We start from the raw sequence: 16597 nt of genomic DNA on the forward strand, positions 1-16597 counted from the left end.
CGCGTAGCTGCGTCCTTCCCTGGCCGAGGTGGTGGGTGTCAAGGGTCGAACTTGTTCGAGCCCGCAGGGCCGCGAAGCGCCCTTGACACCCACCACCTCGGCTAGCACCATCACGCAGCGGAGACCGCGCAACCACAGTCCGTCTACGCACCGGCGCAACCACAGTCCCAATGCGCCAGGAAAACCAGGCCGCCAGAACGCCGGCCCAACCACAGTCCCGAACCGGCCGAACCACAGTCCCGAACCGGCGGAACCATCGCTCCTAGGCGTCGTAGTCGAGGACTACCTTGTTTGTGGTGGGGTGGGATTGGCAGGTTAGGACGTAGCCGGCTCGGATTTCGTCGGGTTCGAGGGCCCAGTTCGTGTCCATTCGGACGTTGCCTTCGACCACCTTGGCTCGGCAGGTGCCGCAGACGCCGCCCTTGCAGGCGAACGGCGCATCGGACCGTACTGCGAGGGTCGCGTCCAGCACCGCTTTCGCGTGCTCGCCGAGAGAGAAGGTCGACCGGCGTCCGTCCAGGATCACCGTCACCTCTGCGGCGTCCTCGTCGACCACCGTCTCCTCGGCCCGCGCGACCGGCGCTTCGTCGCCGACGTGGAAGAGCTCGGCATGGACCGACTCCCGCGCCACGCCTTCGTCCAGCAGCACCTCCTGCGCACCGACGACCATCGCGTACGGACCGCACAGGAACCACTCGTCGACCGACTTCACCGGCAGGATCGTGTCGATCATCCGACGCAGCCGATCACTGTCGATCCGCCCGCTGAACAGTTCGACCTCGGTCGACTCCCGGGACAGCACGTGCACCAGATGCAACCTCTCGGCGTACACGTCCTTCAGATCAGCCAGGTCGTCCGCGAACATCACCGACCCGACGGTGCGATTGCCGTAGATCAACGTGACTCGGCTCAGCGGTTCGACCGCGAGTGTGGTCGCGACCAGCGACAGCACCGGCGTGATCCCGCTGCCCGCGGCGACGAACGCGTAGTGCTTGGCGTTGGCAGGATCCAGCGGCGTGCCGAACCGCCCGAGTGGCGTCATCACCTCGATCGTGTCGCCGACCTTCAGCCCGTCCGCGGCGTACGACGAGAACTCGCCACCGGGGATCCGCTTGACCGCGATCCGCAGTACGCCGGAACCGGCCGGCGAGCAGATCGAATAGCTCCGCCGCACCTCATCCCCCGCACGGCGCACGGTCAGATGCTGCCCGGCCATGAACTCGTACTCCGCGGCCAACTCGGCCGGTACGTCGAACGTGATGGCGACCGAGTCCTCGGTGATCGCATCGATCGCGGCCACCCGCAACGGATGGAAGGTCGCCCGCCTACGGGTCATCGTCGTCATGCCACAGCCTCAGAGGTTCTTGAAGTGATCGAAGGGCTCACGGCAGGAGTTGCACCGCCAGAGCGACTTGCACGAGGTGGACCCGAACCGGCTCAACTCCGTGGTGTCGGGCGAACCACACAACGGGCACCGGATCGTCAGGGACAGCGAGATCGGTCCACCCACCGCCCGCGTTCCCGTCGGCGGGGCGATCCCGTACTCGAGGAGTTTCGTCTTCCCCTGCTCGCTCATCCAGTCGGTCGTCCACGCGGGCGACAACACCGTCTCCACCCGCCCGTCGACGTGCAGCGACTGCAGTGTCAGCTCGACCTCCTCGCGGATCACATCCATCGCCGGACAGCCGGAGTACGTCGGAGTGATCGTCACGACCACTTCATCGCCCTCGTGCCGGATCCCGCGCAACACCCCGAGGTCCGCGATCGTCAGCACCGGCACCTCCGGATCCGCGACCTCCCCGACCGCCTCCCAGATCCCTACGTCCGAAGGATCGTAGGGCAGGCCCCGCGCCTCTTCGGACGCAACGCGGGTCACCATGTCGCACCGGGGTGGGAGCGGGCGACGTGCTGGAGCTCGGCGAGGAGGAAGCCGAGGTGCTCGGTGTGACGGCCTTCGCGACCACCTGAGTGCTGGTACGACGACTCCGGCCGGGTGCAGGTGGATTCTTCGATCACGGCCATCACCCTGCGGTTCCACTCGTCCTGCAGACTCGCGGGATCCACTGCGACGTCGAGCCGGCGTACGAGGTCGTCCGAGGCGAACAGCTCCCCCGTGTACGGCCACATCGCGTCGAGGCCCGCCTGCATCCGCCCGTGGCTCTCCTCGGTGCCGTCGCCCAGGCGCAGCACCCACTGGGTTGCGTGGTCGACGTGGTACGCGACCTCCTTCACCGCCTTGCCGGCGATCCCCGCGAGCTGCTCGTCGGAGCACCCGCGCAACTCTTCGTAGAGGAGATGCTGGTACGTCGCGAAGTACAGCAGGCGGGCGATCGTCGCAGCGAAATCGCCGTTCGGAAGCTCGCAGAGCTGCAGGTTCACGAAGTCCCGTTCGTCCCGGAAGTACGCCAGGTCGTCCTCGGAACGACCCGCGCCCTCGACCTGCCCGGCGTACTGCAGCAGCGACCGAGCCTGGCCCAGCTGATCGAGCCCGATGTTGCCCAGGGCGACGTCCTCCTCGAGCTGCGGGGCCGCCGCGATCCACTCGGCGGTGCGCTGCGCGGAGATCAGCGCGTCGTCGCCGAGGCGGAGGGAGTAGACGAAGAGGTCGTTCACAGGTGGTCGACACCTTCCGGGACCTCGTAGAAGGTCGGATGCCGGTAGACCTTGTCGCCGGCCGGGTCGAAGAACTCGTCCTTCTCGTCCGGGCTGGACGCGGTGATGTCCGTGGCCGGTACGACCCAGATCGACACGCCTTCCTGGCGGCGGGTGTAGACGTCGCGGGCGTTGCGCAACGCCATCGTTGCGTCCGGCGCATGCAGGCTGCCGACGTGAACGTGCGACAGGCCGCGGCGGGACCGGACGAAGACCTCCCAGAGAGGCTCGATCATGCGGCACTCTCCCTCAACAGCTGCTGCTTCTCGGCATAGGCGGCGGCCGCCTCGCGGACCCAGGCGCCGTCCTCGTGGGCCTTGACCCGGTGCGCGAGCCGCTCCTGGTTGCAAGGACCGTTGCCCTTGACAACTTCGTACAGCTCGGTGAAGTCGGGCTCGGTGAAGCTGTAGCGGCCGGACTCCTCGTCGTACACCAGGCCGTCGTCGGGCACCCGGATGCCGAGCACGTCGGCCTGCGGAACGGTCATGTCCACGAACCGCTGCCGGAGCTCGTCGTTGCCGTGCCGCTTGATCCCCCACGCCATCGACTTCTCGGAGTGCGTCGAGTTGGCGTCCGGCGGACCGAACATCATCAGACTCGGCCACCACCAGCGGTTCAGCGCGTCCTGGGCCATCGCCTTCTGCGCCTCCGTGCCGTTGCACAAGGTGTTCAGAATCTCGAAGCCCTGGCGCTGGTGGAACGACTCCTCCTTGCAGACCCGGACCATCGCGCGGGCGTACGGGCCGTAGGAGCAGCGGCACAGCGGCACCTGGTTGACGATCGCGGCACCGTCGACGAGCCAGCCGATCGCGCCGATGTCGGCCCAGGTCAGCGTCGGGTAGTTGAAGATGCTGGAGTACTTCTGCTTGCCCTCGTGCAACAGATCCAGCAGGTCGGCCCGATCCACCCCGAGCGTCTCGGCCGCGGCGTACAGGTAGAGCCCGTGGCCGGCCTCGTCCTGCACCTTGGCCATCAGGATCGCCTTCCGGCGCAGCGACGGCGCGCGGCTGATCCAGTTGCCCTCGGGCTGCATGCCGATGATCTCGGAGTGCGCGTGCTGCGCGATCTGCCGGATCAGCGTCTTGCGGTAACCGTCGGGCATGGCATCGCGCGGCTCGATCCGGCCGTCAGCGTCGATCGTCGCCTGGAAGCTGTCCATGCCCGTCAGCATAGCCGACTTGTGACACTTTTTCGCCCAGCCAACAGAAAGTGTCACAAAGTCGGACACGTCCTCAGAACAGTAGTGGTGGTAGCACCACCTCAAGGGTGGGCGCAGACCACTGGGTGGGGTCGAGTCCGAACGGCAGGATTCAGGGAACAGATCAACCCATGAACAGTTTTGAAGGGGATGAATCCCGTGACATTTCTGGCGAGCTCGGCTCCACAGGCAGTCGACCACCGTGGTCCGGTCACCGGCGCGGAGCGCGCCCTGGCGCCCGACCTGGTCCGCGGCACGATGCTGCTGCTGATCGCGGTGGCCAACACCGGGAACTACGCGTTCGCCGGGCAGCCCGGCGTCGACGGCACCCCGCACGGCCCGGAGCGGATCTTCAATCTGCTCAAGATGACGCTCGTGGACGCCCGGGCCTATCCGGTGTTCGCGGTGATGTTCGGCTACGGCCTGGTCCAGCTGGCCCGGCGCCAGCGGAAGTCCGGCGCCACGACAGGCGCAGTACGGTCCATCCTGCTGAAGCGGAACAGCTGGCTGGTCGTCTTCGGCCTCGCCCACGCCACCTTGCTGTACTTCGGTGACTTCCTCGCCGCGTACGGCATCGTCGGCGTGATCAGCACCCTGCTCCTACTCAATCGCGGCGACAAGTTCCACAAGATCGTCCTGTGGATCTGGGGACTCCAGGTGGTGTACGCGATCGTCTTCGGCGTGATGGCGGTCCTCGCGATCGTGAACAGCTCGGGTCCGGCGCAGGAGCTCACCAACAGCACGAACCCGTCGCTGGCGGCAACCAACTACGGCGCGAGCATCATCGACCGGCTGCAGGAATGGCCGCAGCACACCGCGTTCGTTCTCGGGTTCGTCGTCATCGTCTGGCTCGGCATCTGGGCGGCGCGCAAGCAATTGCTGGAGAACCCGCGGGACCACCGTCAGCTCCTGACCCGGGTCGCCACGGTCTGCCTGGGCATCACCGTCCTGGGCGGTCTGCCGCTCGGCCTGGTCTCGGGCGGTTGGCTGCACGTCGATGCTGAAGCGGTGGACAAGCTGACCTTCCTGCACAACCTCAGTGGCCAGTTCGGTGGGCCGGGATACATCGCACTGTTCGCTCTGTGGGTCGGGCGGTTGACGGCGAAGCGCAGTACGGAGCAGTTGGGGCTGCCGATCATCGCGGTCTCCGCTCTGGGTCAGCGGTCGCTGTCGGGGTACCTGTTCCAGTCGGTCGTTTGGCTGGTGTTGCTGGCTCCCTTCACGCTGCACCTGGGCGATCGGTTCGGGAGCACGGCCTTCACCGCCGCCGGCGTCGCAGTACTGGTGTGGACGGTTTCGGTGGTCGCGGCGTACCAGATGAAGAAGCACTCGTACCGCGGTCCTGCCGAGACGTTGCTGCGGCGGCTCACCTACGGACGCTGAGTCCTTTTTCTGGTCTGCCTTCGGCAGGACACCTTCCCGACGGGTGTCCTGCCGAAGGCCTTTGCGGCGCGCTTTGCGAGGATGGACGGCATGAGCAGCGAGTTCGGCGTCCCGGAACCGGTCAGTCTTTCGTCCCTTGGTGCGAGCGAGGAACCGATCGCGGAGACGAGTGTGCGGCTGGCGCTGCCGGCCGAGGCGGACCGGATCGGTGAGATCCAGGTCGCGGCGTGGCGGCAGGCCTACCGCGGGCTGCTGCCGGCGGACGTGCTGCTGGATCTGAACCCGGCCCAGTTCGCGGCGCAGTGGCGGGCCGCGCTGCTCTCACCTGGCGAGGCCCGCAACCGGGTACTGGTCGCCCTGGCCGGCCGCGAACTGGTCGGCTTCGCCGCGATCACGGCCTCCGACGACCCCGACGGCGATCCGCGGAAGGACGCACTCATCGCCGAGCTCGCGGTCGACCCGGCCGCGACCCGAGCGGGCCACGGCTCGCGTCTGCTGAACGCGGTCGTCGACACCACCCGCGCGGACGGCTTCGAACGCGTCACCGTCTGGATCAACTCCACGGACGACGTCCTCCGCACCTTCTACACCGACGCCGGCTGGGCCCCCGACCAGGCCCACCGAGAACTGGACCTCTACGGCGACGGCACCATCCGCATCAAACAAGTCCGCCTCCACACCGCCCCCGGCGACGCGGCCTAACCTTCTAGCCTGCAGACCTGCTCAGGGTGAAGCGCCGGCGGTAGTCGCTGGGGGTCAGTCCGGTGGTTCGTTTGAGTTGGATGCGGAGGTTCGTCGCCGTGCCGAGACCGGACTGCCGGGCGATCGCATCGAGCCGGACCTCACCGCGTTCCAGCAACCGGCACGCCAACGCGACCCGCTCACCAGTGAGCCAAGCGAGCGGAGTCGTCCCCAGCTCAGCCTGAAATCTCCGATGCAACGTCGCCTGACTGACCGACGCCCTGGCGGCGATATCCGCAACGCTGAGCGGGGTCCCCAACTCCGCCCGCGCCCACTCCAACAGCGGCGCCAGAGACGTGTCAGCGACAGCAGGAACCGGCTGATCGATGAACTGCCGCTGCCCACCATCACGATGAGCCGTGAAGACCAACCTCCGGCTGACCGCGTTGGCGACCTCCGCCCCGTGATCCCGGCGAATGAGATGCAGCCCGAGATCGAGCGCCGCCGCACTCCCGGCCGCCGTCAGAACGTTGCCATCGTCAACAAACAGCACATCCGGCTCGACCCGCACTGCCGGAAACGTCCGCTCGAACAGACCTGCCCACCGCCAATGCGTGGTCGCCCGGCGCCCATCCAATACGCCCGCAGCAGCCAGCGTGAACGCCCCGGTGCAGAAGCTCACCAACCGCACTCCGCGCGCGGCAGCCCGCCGTACTGCGTCCAGCACCTCGGCCGAAGGTGGAGTCTCAGGGTCAGGGCGGTTCGGCACGATCAGGGTGTCGGCGTGCTCCACCTGCTCGAGTCCGGCGACCTCGCTCAACGTGAAGAACCCGTGATGCATCCGCACGGCCGGCGTCGGCGTACAGAGGGCGAGGTCGTACCACTGCCGATCCAGCTCCGGCCGCCGCAGCCCGAACAACTCCGTCGCGACACCGAGTTCGAACGGGTTCGAGCCCTCGTCCACGATCACGACGACGCGATGGGCTTGCGAGGATTCTTTCGACATATGTCATTCCTAGCACTCACGGAGGCGATCCGCGGCATCGCAGGATGAAGAGGTGACCAACGAACCGATCGACCTCCACGCTGTCCTGAAGCAGTTCGACGACCTCTGGAGCCCGCGAATCGCCGCGCGCATCAACGACTACGACGTCCGCGTCACCAAGGTCGCCGGGTCCTACATCTGGCACGTGCACGACACCACCGACGAGTTCTTCCTCGTGCTCGACGGCGAGCTCGGCATCGCCGTCCGCGACCCCGACGAACGAGTCGTGTCGCTGTCACCCGGCTCCGTCTTCGTCGTACCGCGCGGCACCGAACACCGCCCGTTCTCCGACGGCGGCGCCTCCATCGTGGTGATCGAACCAGCCGGCATCCCCACCACCGGCGACCGCCACGACCCTCTCCCCAACCACATCAAAACCCACACCGGCGTACCGCTCTAAGCCTCAGGGCGATCCACCGGCTACACGGCATGTCCCGGGCGCTCGCTGCCGCTGCGCGAGCGGCGGTTGCACGGCGTGGAGGAAAGTTGCCGCCAGGTGGCAACTTTCCTCCACACCGCGCCAAACCGCCCAGCTCGGTCGAGTACCGAGACGTAGCCGTCGCGGGTGAGTCGCAGATTGTCGCGCCGAAGGTCGAAGGGCTGTCCGCCAACGGACATCCAGCAGGTTGAATGGTCCTCATGGGCTGGATTGCACCGAAGACGCACGAACTGGTGACCCCTGACGGCCGGGTTCTCCAGTACTGCCTGTACGGACCTGAGAGCGGTGTGCCGGTGATCGCTCAGCACGGCACTCCCGGTGGGCGGTGGGAGCGACCGGACGTCGTCGCGGCGATCGAGGACAGCGGACTGCGGATGCTGCTGGTGGGTCGACCTGGATATGGCTCGACCAGACAACCCGGTCGAGCGGTTGCTGATATCGCTGGGGACGTACGGCTGCTTGCGGATGAGGTGGGCTGGGCTGAGTTCGCCGTCACGGGATTCTCGGGCGGCGGACCGCATGCGCTCGCTTGTGCTGCCCTCCTACCTGATCGCGTGAACTACTGCAGCACCGTGGCCGGCATCGCCTCACCGGATCTGCCAGGGTTCGACAAATCACTCGACTGGGTCCCCGACACACGACGTGGCGAGCCTTTCTTGCGGGGCCAGCTAGGCCAGCGCGCCACAGAGATCCTCGGCGACCTTCGCACCGCAGTACCTGACAACGGCCGGTACGAGCGCATGCGGGCTGCGTGCCTCGAAGGTCTCGACGGCTGGATCGACGACGACCTGGCACTGACACAACCATGGGGTCTCGACCTGCAGACGATCACCGCACCCGTCGAGATCTGGCACGGATCAACAGACGACAACACCACGATCGACCACACGCAATGGTTGCTGGCAAACGTGCCGACCGCCGCGGCCCGCAAGTACGACGGTGACCACGACCCAGGCGACGCAGCTCAACGCAAGATCTTCCAAGCTATCGGCGCAGGTAGACCTCTACCTTGGTGAAGCGCGGGCTCTCGAGGCGTTCGGCCAGTACTACGTGTCCGTCGAGCCAATGCAGTCGGGGCATGAACGCCGCGAAGCTGGCGCGGCAGGTGTGGGACTGGTTGCGGTTCGCGAAGGTCCTGCCGCACTGCGGGCAGCGCCACAGGTCCGGCGACTCGCTCACCGCCATCACCCTCCTCCGCGAGCGGCCTCAGGCCAAGCAGAACTCACGGGACACTAGATCCACCGACCGACAGAACCGACGAGGCACGTCGAGCATCGCGGCCGGTGCCCAGGAGGCACCGGCCGGACACCCGGTGCGCTGCTAGCGCTCGTCGATCAGTTCGAGCACTTCGACGCTGGCGTCGCGGACAATCGCGAAGGCGGCCGGGGTTTCCGGCATCGAGTGGGCACCCGCGACCGCCGCTTCGAGCGCAGCGGTGGATTCCCAGCGCCAGACATCCACCCAGCTCTCGTCATCGACCCGCGCCAGCCGGGCCTCGGTCAGGCCGGGGAACTTCGCGCGGATGGCGTCGATCAGCTCGGCACGCCTTGCCAGCACCTGGTCGGCGTCCTTGGGGTCGGCCTTGAAACGGGTCAGGCGAAGAACACTCATCACGAACTCCTTGTAGTTGGACTCTAGATATCTACTCTAGAGGTAGACTACAAACATGAGTCCGGTCAAGAAGGTCGATGGAAGATCCGAGAAGTCCCGGCTGACCCGCGCGCGCATCCTGGGCGCCGCCGGGGAGCTGTTCGTGCAGAACGGCTACGGAGCCACGGCACTGCAGGACATCGCCGAGCACGCCGGCGTCGCCGTACAGACGATCTACTACGCCTTCGGCAACAAGCAGACCGTTCTCAAGGAGGTCGTCGACCAGACCATCGCCGGCGATGACGAGCCGGTGGCGACCATGGACCGGCCGTGGTTCCAGCAAGCACTGGAGGCAGCGGCTGCTCCCGAGCAGCTCCGCAAACATGTCGACGGCACCAGCGCAGTACTGGAGCGGGTCGCTCCGATCATGAAGATGGTCGAGGCCGCGGCCGCGGCGGACCCGGGGATCGCCGAGCTCTGGCCGGGCCAGGAAGATCCACGCCTCGTCGTGCAGACCGCGGCTGCGAGCAGCCTGCTCAGCAAGGCGGGCGCCCGGGAAGGCGTCACCGTCGACCATGCTGCTGACGTGCTGTTCGGCGTACTGAGCCCGGAGCTCTACTTGCTCCTGGTAGGCGAGCGCGGATGGTCGTCAAAGCAGTGGCGCGATTGGGCCTACCAGACCCTGCTCCCCCAGCTCTGCCGGACCTGAGCGCTCATATCACTGAGAGATCCGGCGACGGGCCGGGGGTGGTGTTCGACTGCGTGAGTCTGACATGACAGATTGCGACGGTCCCGTCACGCTTGGCCATCCGTTGGAGGATGTATGAAGTTCCGTACCCTGGCCGTCGGCCTCGGTATTTCCGCTGCTGCTGTGCTTGTCGTTCCCGGGTCCGGGGCGACGGCGTCGATCGATGCGGCACCTGTCCAACAACGGCCGAGTTATGTACTGAAGAAGTACCTGGATCAGAAGCTCGCCTGGAAGCCGTGCGGCGACCCGGAACTCCGGACCTTTTGCACGAAGATCACCGTCCCGCGCGACTGGTGGAACCAGGGCCTGCAGAACGACATCGGCATCGCCGTCAGCAAGGTCGCGCCGGTCAAGGGCAAGCCCAGCCGCGTGGTGTTCGGCAACCCCGGTGGGCCGGGTGGCGCCGGCCTCGGGATGGCCCCGTTCCTGGCCGGCCAGCCGGAACTGGCCAAAGATCACCTCGCCGTCGGCTTCGACCCGCGCGGCAGCGGCGACAGCACGAACGTCACCTGCGAGGGCGCGCCCGGCTACACGATGGACGCCCGCGACCGCGATGCGTTCAACCTCGACCTGATCTCCGAGGCCTCGCAACTGAGCCGCCCGTACTGCGACCGCCAGTCCCGCGGGCTGCTCCCCTACGTCAACACCGCGCAGACCGTGCAGGACATCGACCTGATCCGCCAGTTGCTCGGCTACGACAAGATGGATTTCGTCGGGTACTCGGGCGGCACCTGGATGGGCGCGTACTACCAGACCTACTTCCCCGAGCACGTCGGGCGCTTCGTCCTCGACTCCAACACCGACTTCACCCGGCCGTGGCTGGACACCTTCGCCGCCCAGCCGCAGGGATTCGAGCGGCGGTTCCGCGAGGACTTCGCACCGTGGGCGGCCAAGTACGACGAGCAACTGAAACTCGGTAGCACTCCGCGACTGGTGATCCGCACCTATGAACGACTCCGGGCGGCGTTGAAGAAGCAGCCCGCGGTGGAGGAATTCCTCGATGGTTCGGTGAAGGTCAGCTACGACCAGAACACCTTGGACAACATCGTCACCGGCGATTTGTATACAAAATTGGACTTCCAGTCACTGGCGATCGACCTGGCATTCCTGCGCGATCTCTCCGCCGTCCAGAGCAAGGCCGGACCGAAGGCCGCGCAGCGCAAGGTGGACGCCCTCACGGTCGCCCGTCAGCAGGAGCTCGTCCAGCGCGCGACCCGGCGTCCGGTCGGCATCACACCGTTCGGACTGCCCTTCGCCGACGACGCCGAGAACGCGACCTTCACCGCCGTCACCTGTAACGACACCGAGTGGCCGCAAGGTCGTGAGGTCGCCGATCAACTGTCCAACCGGCTCGGCCCGAAGTACCCGTTGCTCGGCTGGGGGATGAACGAGAACCCCTGCTTCTACTGGGATCGGCCGCAGCTGAGCATGCCCGTCCCCACCGGCAAGGGCTTGCCGGTGACGCTGATGGTGCAGTCCGTGCACGACCCCGCCACCAACGTCTCGCTCGCGACCTCGGCCCACGACCGGTACGCCGGATCGCGGCTGATCACGATCGCCGGCGAGGGGGATCACGGCATCTACGGCGGCGTGAACAAGTGCGCCGACCAGCTGGTCAACACGTTCCTTGCCACCGGCAAGGCTCCGGCCAAGGACACCACCTGCAAGGGCGAGGGCATCCCCGCACCGACCGCGCCACATTCCGACGAATACCGTGAAGGTGCCCCGCTACATCGCATCGCCGGATTCACGAAAGCGCTTTCCGGTTATCTGCACTGACTTTGTCCCGGATTGCGGACTTTCCGGGGTGAAATAAACCGGGCCTTTCGGCGATTCTCCGGCACACACGGACAACAGTCCGTCACCGTCGGCGAGAACTTCGCGAGGTTTTCGTTGTCAGTACAGGCTTGTCAGGGCAATGTCAGGGTTCCGTCCCTGTGCGACAGAGCGTGACCGCGACAACCTTGAGTCAGCGCGGGAGAACCAAGCGTCGACTGGGAGGGCTTGACGCGAGGGGAACATCGCCGAACGCGGCTTCGGCCGGCTGTGGGGTGGGGGGACTGCCTGGGGGGTCAGACAGAGACACAGCCGGCCGAGACCCGTTATTCGCATGTTCATCCCGTTCAGACCCTCGCGGGGTACCTTCGATCCCCCAGGTCGTGGTGCTCCGCGAGGCCTGTTCGGTAGACGAACCACTTGATCAGCGGCGCCGGTCCAGATACTGCGCCTGGTAGAGCGACGGCGGGAACAGCCCCGGCCGGTTCGCACCCTCGATGTAGCCCGCGGGTTGCTCGAACGGACCGTCACCAGTGATCACACCGCGACAGCCGATCGCGTAGTTCTGCGCGGTCGGAGGCTTCTGGACGACGAGCCTCGCGGTCCCGGTGTCGCAGTTCCAGCCGACCGAGTGCGCGGTCGCCCAGCCGTGCCCGGTGCCGTAGTCGCCGCGGTTGTAGATCCCCAAGGTCAGATCGACCTGTGGCGCGACGTCGCGGTGGTTGTCCCAGAGGAGTCCCTGGCTCCAGCGGCGATGACCTTCGCTCGAGGCGAGGGCGCCTTCCGAAGTACCGCGCAGGAAGACGACGCCCGAGGCGCTGCTGGCGCCGTTGGAGATGAAGGCATGCCGGGCCTTCGAGGCGTAGCAGTCCACGAACAGGACCTGCTGCGAGAACGCCTCGCAGTTGAAGTTGTAGCGCAGCCCGCCGGTGACCACGGACGCCGGATCGAGCGCGCGGCAGTTGCGCACTGTCACCCGGGTGGCCTCGGTGGTCTCGACGCCCGCCTTCGCGAAGTGCAGGAAGGTGCTGTCCCGCACCCACGCGTCCTCGACCTGCCGCACCTTCACCGCGACCCAGGCGTGCGCCTCGTCCACATCGGGATCGCCGGCGAACTGGATGTCGATCCGCAGGTTCTCGACACCGACGTCGGTCACCAGGCCGGCGCGGTCCCAGACATACAGATACGACTGCGACCGTTCGCGGCGCAGGTGCTCGAAGAGCGGCACGTCCACGGTCACGGTGTTGCCGCGGATCGCACGGATGTGGCGGTTGTAGGTGATCGGCTGGCTGTCGACCGTCCAGCCCGCATCGGTCGCAGTACCGCCGTGGTCGACCGATGCCAGCCAGGCCTCGGTGCACGGGTGGATCAAGATGATGTTGTCGCCGCGCTTCAGTGCACTGGCATCCGCGACCTCGAACGAGCGCGATCCCACCTGGACCCAGTCGCTGGTGACGTCCGTGCGGGTGCCGGCGACCTGACCGCGCCAGCCGGTGGCCGCTCCTCCCCCGCCGAGCACGATGACATCCCTCGACACGGGCGTGTTCCCGGTCGCCTGGATGATGGTGTGCTTGCGAGGATCAGCGCCGTCGCCGGAGCCTCGCAGTACGACGCCTGACTGGTTCACCCGCAGCGTGCCCGCCACCGAATAGTTGCCAGGAGCAAGCAGTACGGCGCCGCGGAAGCCGGTGCGGTCCTTCGCGCGCAGCCCGACCTCGTCGATCGCGGCTTGCAGATGCGCGGTGTTGTCGCCGGCGACCGGACCGACCCTGAGCACCGTCCGGACATGCGGGATCGGGCTGTCACCGTACTTGTAGCCGGCGTGGCTGAAGTCGGGGATCCGGTTCCCCTCGGCGTCCTCGGCATAGACCAGCCGGTACTTCGCGTCGTACCGGACCAGGTCCGACTGCCAACGGCTGCCGACCTCTTTCGTCGAAGCCTCGGCGGTCCCGAGAGAACCGAGGGCGGTACCCCCGACGATGGCCCCACCGATGCCGAGCACCCTCCTGCGACTGAACTCGTACGTCATCGAACACCTTCCTGATGGGCGGATCAGGAGGCTCAGTCTGGGTCGTCGCCGACCTCTTGGCAAGCGTTTGCCAGAGTTTCCACTACAGATCTGGAACAGGGTTCCAGGAACGTCAGAGGCGGGTCGAGCGGTCCGGGCTGGCCGAAGGCCCGGGATAGCCGTCGGCGACGGCGGCCAGCGGTGCGGCGCGGCCGGCAGACCAGGCAGCCCGGAAGGCGCGGCGGTCGAGGGTCTGCTCGATCGCCTGCCGCGTCGCCAGATGATCCGGCTTCTCGATCTCGGGCACCGGGGCACCGATCGCCTCGCGGATACCGTCGGCGGCTCCGAGCAGGAAGGCCGCGTACTCCGTCCGGTCGCGCTGCTGGGCAACCGTCGCAAGCTCCTCGAGCACACTGGCCGATCGCCAGCGGTCGCCCAGGTCGCGGTGTTCCGCCAGGCTCTCGTCGAGCAGGTGGACCGCCCGATCGGTCAGACCGCGACGCCGCTCGACGATCCCCAGCTGGTTCAGCGACCAGGCGACCCCTTCGCGGTACCCGAGTCGCTGGGACAGCGCGAGACTCTCCTGCAAAAGGTCCTCCGCCTCGATCAGCTCCCCGCTGTACTGCGCGATCGTGCCGAGACTGATCAACGACCAGGCCAGTCCCTCCCCGTCACCGACCACGCGGAAGCTGTCCCGGGCCTTGCGGCACCGTCGGGCCCCGATCTCGAGGTCACCGCGCAACCAGGCGACGAACCCGAGCTGGTTGTGCGCCCAGGCCATGCCCGACCGATCCCCCAAAGTCTCGTACAGGTCGAAGCTCTGGCAGTGCAGGTTCTCCGCGGCCACGTAGTCGCCGCGCTCCCTGGCCACACTGCCCAGCCGTTGCATGACGAGCGCAGTACCGGCTGTGTCGTCGAGCTCCTTGTACTGCGCCAGCGCGAACTCCAGCCGCGAGGTGGCAGCGTCGTACTCGCACTGCAGGAAGGAGAGCATGCCTGCTCCAAGCCAGGCTTTCGCCTTGCTGGGCTTGAGATCGGGGGCGTCGTCGGCAAGCGCCAACGCGCGTTCGAGCCACTCACCGCCCTCGGCGTAGTGGCCGCGGAGGTAGCAGAACAGCCACAGTCCGCCGGCCAGACGGACCGCCTCGCTGACCGCACCGGTCCGCAGCGACCAGGACATCGCGGCGCGCAGGTTGTCCAGCTCGCCGTCGAGACGGTCGAGCCAATCGCCTTGGCTCGCGCCGCGCAGATGGCTCTCGGCCTCCTCGGCGAGGCCGAGGTAGAAGGTCGCGTGACGACGGGCGGCGTCCTCCACCTGACCGCTGGCGACCAGTTGCGCGGCCGCGAACTCGCGGATCACCGCGAGCATGTCGTACCGCGCGATGCCGCGATCCCGGCTGACCCGGATCAGGGACTTGTCGACGAGCCTGCCGGTGAGGTCGAGGGCAGCGGCCCGGTCGAGTGGACCCGGGCTGGTCGTGTCGGCGAACACGGCCGCGGCCGCGCTCAGGGTCCAGCCGCCGACGAACACCGAGAGCAGGGCGAACAACTCGCGCTCGGCCGGGGTCAGGAGATCGTGGCTCCACCCGATCGCGCCGTACAGGGACTGCTGCCGCGGACCCGCAGTACTGGTCCCGCCGGCCAGGATGCCGAAGGAGGTCTCGAGCTCGGTGGCGAGCTCCTCCACGGTGAGGACGTTGGTCCTCGCGGCGGCGAGCTCGATCGCCAACGGCATGCCTTCGAGCCGGCGGACCACTCGCGCGACCTGCTCGATCTGCCCGGTCGGTCCGTTGCCGCGGGCGGCCGCCCGATCCACGAACAACCGGACAGCGGGCGAGGTCTCCAGTTGCTCATCGCTCCGCGGGAGCGCCAGCGGCGGTACGACGTACACGCTCTCGCCCGGGACTCGCATCAGCTCGCGGCTGGAGGCGAGCACCACGAGGTTCGGGCAGGACTCCAGCAGCGCAGTACAGACGGAGGCTGTGTCCGCGACGACGTGCTCGCAGTTGTCCAGTACCAGCAGGAGATTCCGCCGGCCGATGTGCTCGATGATCTCCTCGACCAGGCGCGCGCCGTCGAGCGGATGCAGACCGGTCGACGCCGCGATCGCGGAAGCCACCCCGCCCGGATCCGAGATCGGGGCCAGCGGCACCCAGCAGACCCCGTCCTCGAACTTCTCCGCCACTCCCCCGGCCAGCGCCAGCGTCAGCTGGGTCTTCCCCACGCCACCCGGTCCGGTGAGCGTGAGGATCCGGGTGAGCCTGTTGCCGACCAGGCGCCCGGCCCCGCTGAGCTCTGTCGCCCGGCCGACGAGTTCGTTCGCGGGAACGGGCAGCGGGCGCATCGTCGCGCGGGTGGTGTCGCCGTCATGGCGGGCGGCAGTGGCGAGCTGGGCGCGATCGGGCTCGCCGAGCTTGAGCGCGTCTCCGAGCTGCCGCAATGTATGTGGTCGCGGTGCTCGTCGACGACCCCTTTCGAGGGCCGCGATCGCGTCGACACTCAGGCCGGCGGCTTCGGCCAGCGCCTCCTGCGACAGTCCGGCATCACGCCGGTGCCGACGAAGGAGATCACCGAAACCTGTCCCCTGGGCGTCGTCCGAGCCGCGGCGAGATCCGTCTGATGGCAAAGGACGGCTCCACCCCAGTCTCCGGCCTGTCCGTGACGGTCGTCACGCACCTACTGAAGGTATCCCGTTCCGTACCGCCTTGTCAGGCGGTCCGGAGCGTCCACAGCCAAGTACGAGAAACTTCCAGCTGAGAGGGACTGTCAGTTCACTTGCTGGTCGTGATGGACGATCGCTGTCCGCATCGAAGCCCGCGCCCGTTTGCGATCGCCCGCGGCGTCGTACGCGGTGGACAGCCGGAACCACACCCGCCAGTCATCCGGGTCGGCTTCCGCCTCTTCCTTGTATTTCGAGAAGGCAGCGTCCGCGGCAGCCCGGTCGATTCGCCCCGAAGGCCGGCGCGGGAGATCGTCGACCGGCAGACCCCCGGCGTTCTCCAGTTCGCGGGCCAGTGCCTCGGTCCGGCTGCCGAACTGGAACTCGCGCCAAACGAGATAGGCGCCGACCACTGGGA

General features: G+C 67.4%; 17 protein-coding genes. 6 read left to right on the plus strand and 11 right to left on the minus strand.

What is annotated here, in order from left to right; all coding sequences use genetic code 11:
- Window positions 1–262 precede the first annotated feature (262 nt).
- From paaE to paaA, 5 genes are read right to left on the minus strand one after another with little or no spacing between them, the layout of a single operon-like run.
- A complete protein-coding gene (paaE, locus tag VFG33_RS15520) occupies window positions 263–1345 on the minus strand; it encodes a 1,2-phenylacetyl-CoA epoxidase subunit PaaE (RefSeq protein WP_325053562.1) in 1083 nt (360 codons plus the stop codon).
- Window positions 1346–1354: 9 nt separating this feature from the next.
- Window positions 1355–1879 carry a 1,2-phenylacetyl-CoA epoxidase subunit PaaD gene (gene paaD, locus VFG33_RS15525; RefSeq protein WP_325053563.1) on the minus strand — a complete coding sequence of 175 codons (525 nt, stop codon included), beginning with the start codon at window positions 1877–1879 and terminating at the stop codon, window positions 1355–1357.
- A complete protein-coding gene (paaC, locus tag VFG33_RS15530; protein WP_325053564.1) occupies window positions 1873–2613 on the minus strand; it encodes a 1,2-phenylacetyl-CoA epoxidase subunit PaaC in 741 nt (246 codons plus the stop codon). Before paaC ends, paaD begins: the two co-directional genes overlap by 7 nt.
- Entirely contained in the window at window positions 2610–2888 is a 279-nt protein-coding gene (gene paaB, locus VFG33_RS15535; RefSeq protein WP_325053565.1) for a 1,2-phenylacetyl-CoA epoxidase subunit PaaB, read from the minus strand. The genes paaC and paaB overlap by 4 nt, the downstream gene beginning before the upstream one ends.
- Entirely contained in the window at window positions 2885–3811 is a 927-nt protein-coding gene (paaA, locus tag VFG33_RS15540) for a 1,2-phenylacetyl-CoA epoxidase subunit PaaA (RefSeq protein ID WP_325053566.1), read from the minus strand. The genes paaB and paaA overlap by 4 nt, the downstream gene beginning before the upstream one ends.
- A 198-nt stretch (window positions 3812–4009) precedes the next feature.
- On the opposite strand from paaA, the gene VFG33_RS15545 reads away from it, so the two are divergent.
- Both VFG33_RS15545 and VFG33_RS15550 read left to right on the plus strand, forming a co-directional pair.
- Window positions 4010–5233, plus strand: a complete 1224-nt coding sequence (locus tag VFG33_RS15545; RefSeq protein ID WP_325053567.1) for a DUF418 domain-containing protein — start codon at window positions 4010–4012, stop codon at window positions 5231–5233.
- Between the two features lie 90 nt (window positions 5234–5323).
- Window positions 5324–5935, plus strand: coding sequence for a GNAT family N-acetyltransferase (locus VFG33_RS15550; RefSeq protein ID WP_325053568.1), 612 nt, complete (start codon window positions 5324–5326; stop codon window positions 5933–5935).
- A 4-nt stretch (window positions 5936–5939) separates the two neighbouring features.
- Here the strand turns inward: VFG33_RS15550 and VFG33_RS15555 are convergent, their stop codons facing one another.
- Entirely contained in the window at window positions 5940–6920 is a 981-nt protein-coding gene (locus VFG33_RS15555) for a GlxA family transcriptional regulator (protein WP_325053569.1), read from the minus strand.
- Window positions 6921–6972: 52 nt separating this feature from the next.
- Here VFG33_RS15555 and VFG33_RS15560 point away from each other — a divergent pair, with 52 nt between their 5' ends.
- Together VFG33_RS15560 and VFG33_RS15565 are read left to right on the plus strand one after the other, a co-directional pair.
- The gene (locus VFG33_RS15560) at window positions 6973–7359 is read left to right on the plus strand and encodes a cupin domain-containing protein (RefSeq protein WP_325053570.1); all 387 of its coding nucleotides are present in this window, start codon (window positions 6973–6975) and stop codon (window positions 7357–7359) included.
- Window positions 7360–7598: 239 nt separating this feature from the next.
- Window positions 7599–8414: an alpha/beta fold hydrolase gene (locus VFG33_RS15565; RefSeq protein WP_325053571.1), complete on the plus strand. Its 816-nt coding sequence runs from the start codon at window positions 7599–7601 to the stop codon at window positions 8412–8414.
- Here VFG33_RS15565 and VFG33_RS15570 read toward each other — a convergent pair.
- Complete coding sequence (locus tag VFG33_RS15570) at window positions 8383–8577, minus strand: hypothetical protein (protein WP_325053572.1); 195 nt, start codon at window positions 8575–8577, stop codon at window positions 8383–8385. The two genes, VFG33_RS15565 and VFG33_RS15570, sit on opposite strands and share 32 nt — an antisense overlap.
- Window positions 8578–8718: 141 nt before the next feature.
- A complete protein-coding gene (locus tag VFG33_RS15575) occupies window positions 8719–9009 on the minus strand; it encodes an antibiotic biosynthesis monooxygenase (RefSeq protein ID WP_325053573.1) in 291 nt (96 codons plus the stop codon).
- 55 nt (window positions 9010–9064) lie between these two features.
- Here VFG33_RS15575 and VFG33_RS15580 point away from each other — a divergent pair, with 55 nt between their 5' ends.
- Both VFG33_RS15580 and VFG33_RS15585 read left to right on the plus strand, forming a co-directional pair.
- Window positions 9065–9697 (plus strand): TetR/AcrR family transcriptional regulator, encoded by a 633-nt coding sequence (locus VFG33_RS15580; RefSeq protein ID WP_325053574.1) that lies wholly within the window; start codon window positions 9065–9067, stop codon window positions 9695–9697.
- Window positions 9698–9811: 114 nt separating this feature from the next.
- The gene (locus tag VFG33_RS15585) at window positions 9812–11515 is read left to right on the plus strand and encodes an alpha/beta hydrolase (protein ID WP_325053575.1); all 1704 of its coding nucleotides are present in this window, start codon (window positions 9812–9814) and stop codon (window positions 11513–11515) included.
- A 421-nt stretch (window positions 11516–11936) separates the two neighbouring features.
- Here VFG33_RS15585 and VFG33_RS15590 read toward each other — a convergent pair whose 3' ends face one another.
- The 3 genes from VFG33_RS15590 to VFG33_RS15600 form a co-directional block, all read right to left on the minus strand.
- A complete protein-coding gene (locus tag VFG33_RS15590; RefSeq protein WP_325053576.1) occupies window positions 11937–13541 on the minus strand; it encodes a pectate lyase family protein in 1605 nt (534 codons plus the stop codon).
- A gap of 112 nt (window positions 13542–13653) precedes the next feature.
- Window positions 13654–16146 (minus strand): ATP-binding protein, encoded by a 2493-nt coding sequence (locus VFG33_RS15595; RefSeq protein ID WP_325053577.1) that lies wholly within the window; start codon window positions 16144–16146, stop codon window positions 13654–13656.
- Window positions 16147–16286: 140 nt separating this feature from the next.
- The coding region (locus tag VFG33_RS15600) for a tetratricopeptide repeat protein (protein WP_325053578.1) at window positions 16287–16597 on the minus strand (311 nt) is incomplete at its 5' end.

Source organism: Kribbella sp., from assembly GCF_035687465.1.
In the GTDB taxonomy this organism is placed as follows: domain Bacteria; phylum Actinomycetota; class Actinomycetes; order Propionibacteriales; family Kribbellaceae; genus Kribbella.

Coding starts and splice junctions, on each gene's coding strand:
- paaE (WP_325053562.1), bottom strand. CDS start 1,345: ATGACGACGATGACCCGTAGGCGGGCGACCTTCCATCCGTTGCGGGTG.
- paaD (WP_325053563.1), bottom strand. CDS start 1,879: ATGGTGACCCGCGTTGCGTCCGAAGAGGCGCGGGGCCTGCCCTACGAT.
- paaB (WP_325053565.1), bottom strand. CDS start 2,888: ATGATCGAGCCTCTCTGGGAGGTCTTCGTCCGGTCCCGCCGCGGCCTG.
- paaA (WP_325053566.1), bottom strand. CDS start 3,811: ATGGACAGCTTCCAGGCGACGATCGACGCTGACGGCCGGATCGAGCCG.
- VFG33_RS15550 (WP_325053568.1), top strand. CDS start 5,324: ATGAGCAGCGAGTTCGGCGTCCCGGAACCGGTCAGTCTTTCGTCCCTT.
- VFG33_RS15555 (WP_325053569.1), bottom strand. CDS start 6,920: ATGTCGAAAGAATCCTCGCAAGCCCATCGCGTCGTCGTGATCGTGGAC.
- VFG33_RS15565 (WP_325053571.1), top strand. CDS start 7,599: ATGGGCTGGATTGCACCGAAGACGCACGAACTGGTGACCCCTGACGGC.
- VFG33_RS15575 (WP_325053573.1), bottom strand. CDS start 9,009: ATGAGTGTTCTTCGCCTGACCCGTTTCAAGGCCGACCCCAAGGACGCC.
- VFG33_RS15580 (WP_325053574.1), top strand. CDS start 9,065: ATGAGTCCGGTCAAGAAGGTCGATGGAAGATCCGAGAAGTCCCGGCTG.
- VFG33_RS15585 (WP_325053575.1), top strand. CDS start 9,812: ATGAAGTTCCGTACCCTGGCCGTCGGCCTCGGTATTTCCGCTGCTGCT.
- VFG33_RS15590 (WP_325053576.1), bottom strand. CDS start 13,541: ATGACGTACGAGTTCAGTCGCAGGAGGGTGCTCGGCATCGGTGGGGCC.